Annotated in this window: 4 protein-coding genes; all 4 read right to left on the bottom strand. The window is 39.1% G+C overall.

Going from position 1 to position 3,957, the window contains the following annotated elements:
- Positions 1-61 precede the first annotated feature (61 nt).
- Complete coding sequence (locus HT701_RS10710; protein WP_000754684.1) at positions 62-1,165, bottom strand: FAD-dependent oxidoreductase; 1,104 nt, start codon at positions 1,163-1,165, stop codon at positions 62-64.
- 216 nt (positions 1,166-1,381) lie between these two features.
- Entirely contained in the window at positions 1,382-2,008 is a 627-nt protein-coding gene (locus tag HT701_RS11650) for an Abi family protein (protein WP_007284783.1), read from the bottom strand.
- A 79-nt stretch (positions 2,009-2,087) separates the two neighbouring features.
- Complete coding sequence (locus HT701_RS11800) at positions 2,088-2,213, bottom strand: hypothetical protein (protein ID WP_014017312.1); 126 nt, start codon at positions 2,211-2,213, stop codon at positions 2,088-2,090.
- Positions 2,214-2,966: 753 nt separating this feature from the next.
- On the bottom strand, positions 2,967-3,957 hold a 991-nt coding region (locus tag HT701_RS11210; RefSeq protein WP_188111056.1), incomplete at its 5' end, for a hypothetical protein.

Here is a 3,957-nt window from a genome sequence, read left to right as displayed (position 1 = left end):
AGCAGTGCTTTGAGCAGCCCGCTGCTAGTTTCCTAGTTTGTTTTTTGATTTTCATTGAGTATTATTCGCTTTTTACCGGTTTGACATAGTTTTCAATTGGGTAGTTTTCAGGGTTCAAAGTCAACTCCTTGCCTTTGACCAATTGAGCTAGGTGGTAACCAATAATAGGACCAGTTGTGAGGCCTGATGAACCTAGTCCACTAGCAGCGTAGACACCTGCCAATTCTGGCACTGGCCCAAAGAAAGGAGAGAAATCGCTGGTATAGGCACGGATTCCCACACGCTCAGCCCTTGAAGTCGCTCTAGCTAAAACTGGATAGTGAGGTAAGGCTGCCTCCTCCATTTGCTGGAGCAAGATTTCATCTACCGTCAAATCAAATCCCATATCATTTTCATGGGTAGCACCTAAGGACAATTTGCCACCTGCAAAAGGAATCAAATCCCATTCCCCTTCTGGCATGACAACAGGGTAAAATTCCATGTCTTGGGCCAGCTGATAATCTCGGAGCTGTCCTTTCTGAGGACGGACATCCACAGCATAACCCAAGGGTTCTAACATATCCCCCAACCAAGCTCCCGTCGCCAAAATAACCTGCTCAAACTCCTCTTCACCAATCTGGTAGCCTGATGCTAACGGTGTCAGAGTCACTTTTTCTTTGACCAGCTTGACATGACTGGATTCCAGCAAACGAGTCACTAAAAGTTGGCCATCTACTCTCGCTCCACCAGAAGCATAGAGCAGACGGTCAAATCCCTGCAAACCAGGGAATAATTCATTAGATGATGCTTGGTCCAGAATGGCTAATTGCCCTATCAAGGGAGATTCTTCTCTGCGCTGGAGGGCTAATTCATAGAGTTCTTCCAACTTGGATTCATCCTTTTTCAGGAGAAAGACTCCCGAACGATGGTAAAAGTCGATTTCTTGCCCTGATTTCTCTAAATCAGCTAATAAATCCACATAAAAATCAGCCCCTAAGCGCGCCATTTTGTACCAAGCTTTATTGCGGCGTTTGGAAAACCAAGGACTGATAATTCCTGCTGCAGCCTTGGTAGCCTGACCTTGTCCATGGTCAAAGACGGCTACCTCTAGGTCACTTTCTTTCGAGAGGTAGTAGGCAGCTGTTGTCCCCACAATTCCTGCTCCAATAATGGCAACTTTTTTCATTGTTATAATTTATTCCTTTTGTTTCACTCAAGGCACAACACAGAATAAAAAAGTTTTGTGCCCTTTATTTTGTTTTATACTAGACCTCCATACTATCTTATTCTTTCCAATAATTATCTATCTAAGAGATTATCCTATTCTTAATTGTCAATAAGTTCACCCAGTCCTCTGGAAGACCGTAGTGTCTCAAATCAACTTGTTCTCTACTTCCTTCTTCTAGTAAATTTTGTATTTTTTATTCCAAAAATTCTGGGTTTCTAGGGACATGGACAAAATAAGATGTCTCATTGCTATAAAATAAATAAATAATGTCTTATCATCATTCTCTGAGTTTGTCTCCAATAACTCCTTATCAGAATGATGAAGAGCAGGTAAGGTATGGTGTAAGCGTTCATATAATCTGCCATTATATGAGCATATATTTCTAAGATATCGAAGTGCATTACACCAGGACAATAAGATTTTAGCTGGAATTTTATCATCCTTATACAAGAGCAAACTAATATAAGCAGCAACCTTATTTCGATAACCTGGTTGTAAGGCGACAAGAAATGATGATATATTTCCAAATGTCATTAAACGAAAAACAGTCCAAGGCAACACAACACCATATTGTCTAATCTGATTCTTTACTATGGAATCATCTTGTTTTTCAAAAATAAACCGCGATAAATGATACTTTGTTTTCAAGACAGTATCCTGACGTTTAGGGTTATCCTTGCAGTATTTAGATTGTTCAGAAAAATATAAATCATCGTCTTCAAAAATATAAATAGTTTTTTGGTATCCAAGCGTCAGAGCATCAGCGGTACTCTTTTTCAAAAAGACTTCAATTCTCTCCAATATTTCTTGAAGGAAATTTCTAAGGTAACTATCAAATAAGTAGGCTTACTTAGCTAAAATATACTGACGATTAACCAATTTACCATAAATCTACGCAATCCTTTTTATAAAATTCATCATCAACATTATATGAAAAATCCCAATGAGATTTATCTTTCATATGTTGATACAATTCTTCTTCTGTCAGTGCAGGTTCAATCGCCATTTTTAACGTAGTAGGTGCTAACACAGGATTATAAACTAATCGTATTTTATCAACTATATCAATATTTCAAGGAATATATTCCTTGAAATTTGTTAATTCAAATATGGCAACATTCATTCTAACAGTCTCCACTATATGAAAAAAGGTCACCTAGTTATACATTGCTGCACCTTTGATGACTTCTAATCTACCTAGATTATACCACAATAATCCCTATTAATCAATAGAAATATTTTTTAAGTGTAGTATATTGAGCCTAGAATAGTAGGCTACGGATTCTAAAATATTTCTAGAAATTAATTTGACTTTCTCAATCTCTTTGTTCATATCTTATTTCAATCTACTATATATGGTATACGTATGGTTGGTTATGGAGAGCACAATCATCTGACAAAACCAAGTGATAGAGAGCGCTTACATCAACTCCTAAAGAAAGATGGATAGAAAGACGCTTTTCAACTTCTTTCTATCCATTACTTCCTTCAAGAGTCCACACCAGCAATTTTCAGTTCCATTTCATGAACTATCTTACTTGTTTCGTGTTTCTTCTTTATCTTACTCTACCATCAAAGACTTCTACTTGTACTAGAGGAGGAAGCATTCCCATTTAAAAGACGGTGTCCTGTTCCCAGAACCACTTCCCCACTAGAAGCTGGTATATTCCCACTACAGGTTTGCGACTAACTTTTCCTATCGTCATTATCCAGCAATGTAGTAACTTCTATGGTCGCCTGCGATATTTCAACATGTCGCTTATCTTAGCTGAGCAAGAATCGCTTTGAGTTTCTCAATCAACTCGTCTTCTGTGTGGTCAGACTCTTTCTCATTGGCTAGGAAAGCAACTGCTTGAGCGAGAGCTTCTCGTGCTTGGTCGAGAACTTTCGTATCCACATTTGTAGAATCCAATTCTGCTTCAAGCTTGCTTAGTTCCTTGACCAATTTCTTGAGTTCTGACTCTTTCTTACGACGCGCGATGAGGAAGAGAAGGAGCCCAAGAAGGGCAAGTAGACTGCCAATCATTACTACATATGAAAATTCAGTAGTTGTCTGACTATCGTCTTTCATCTGATCTTTTTCTTGATTTTGCTGGTCTTCTTTCACACCTTTTAAGGAGTCTATTACCTCTCTCACTCTTCTAACAATATCACGCAAATCGGACTCTGTCAAACTTTCGTCATTAAGAGCTTGTTTAATCTCTGTAAGAAGAGCTTTAGCTGACTCAAGCGTTGTACTATCTATATCATCCAAATCTTTCAAACGACTTTCCAATCCTTCAACCAATCGAGCAAGCTCAGACTTGTCAACAGGACGAGTCTCGTTAGGAGTCACTGTAGTTCCTGAATTGTTTGGAGTGCTTGTAGAAACTGGCGTTTCTTGAGTCGAAGTGCTTGCTTGTGCCTGTCCAACAGTAGACGATGGAGTAGTAAGGGTCGTATTGCTACTATTGTCAGTTGTCACACCAGGGGCTGGAGTATTGCCTCTGTTATCTGGTGTCACACTGTTGCTATTGCTGCCAGCAGGGTTGGTAGTAGCTCCATTGTTGGTGTTGCCACTGTTGCTAGTATCAGTACTATTATTACCAGATTTTTTCTCTACGGTTTCTGTCGATGGAATTTCTTTAGTTGTTCCATCTGGTAATGTGACAGTTACGTCTCCATTGTCTTTTACAACTACGTTGGTGGCTGTTGGGTTAGCTTTCGAAACGGCTTCTTTAACTTTGGCTTTTTCGGCTTCTGTTAAATGC

It is taken from the genome of Streptococcus sp. 10824 (assembly GCF_013276595.1).
GTDB classification, from domain to species: Bacteria; Bacillota; Bacilli; order Lactobacillales; family Streptococcaceae; genus Streptococcus; species Streptococcus pseudopneumoniae.
Note: the sequence above shows the minus strand (reverse complement) of the source record. Positions and strands in the feature narration are given on the sequence as shown.

Coding starts and splice junctions, on each gene's coding strand:
- HT701_RS11800 (WP_014017312.1), bottom strand. CDS start 2,213: ATGGCGATTGAACCTGCACTGACAGAAGAAGAATTGTATCAACATATG.
- HT701_RS10710 (WP_000754684.1), bottom strand. CDS start 1,165: ATGAAAAAAGTTGCCATTATTGGAGCAGGAATTGTGGGGACAACAGCT.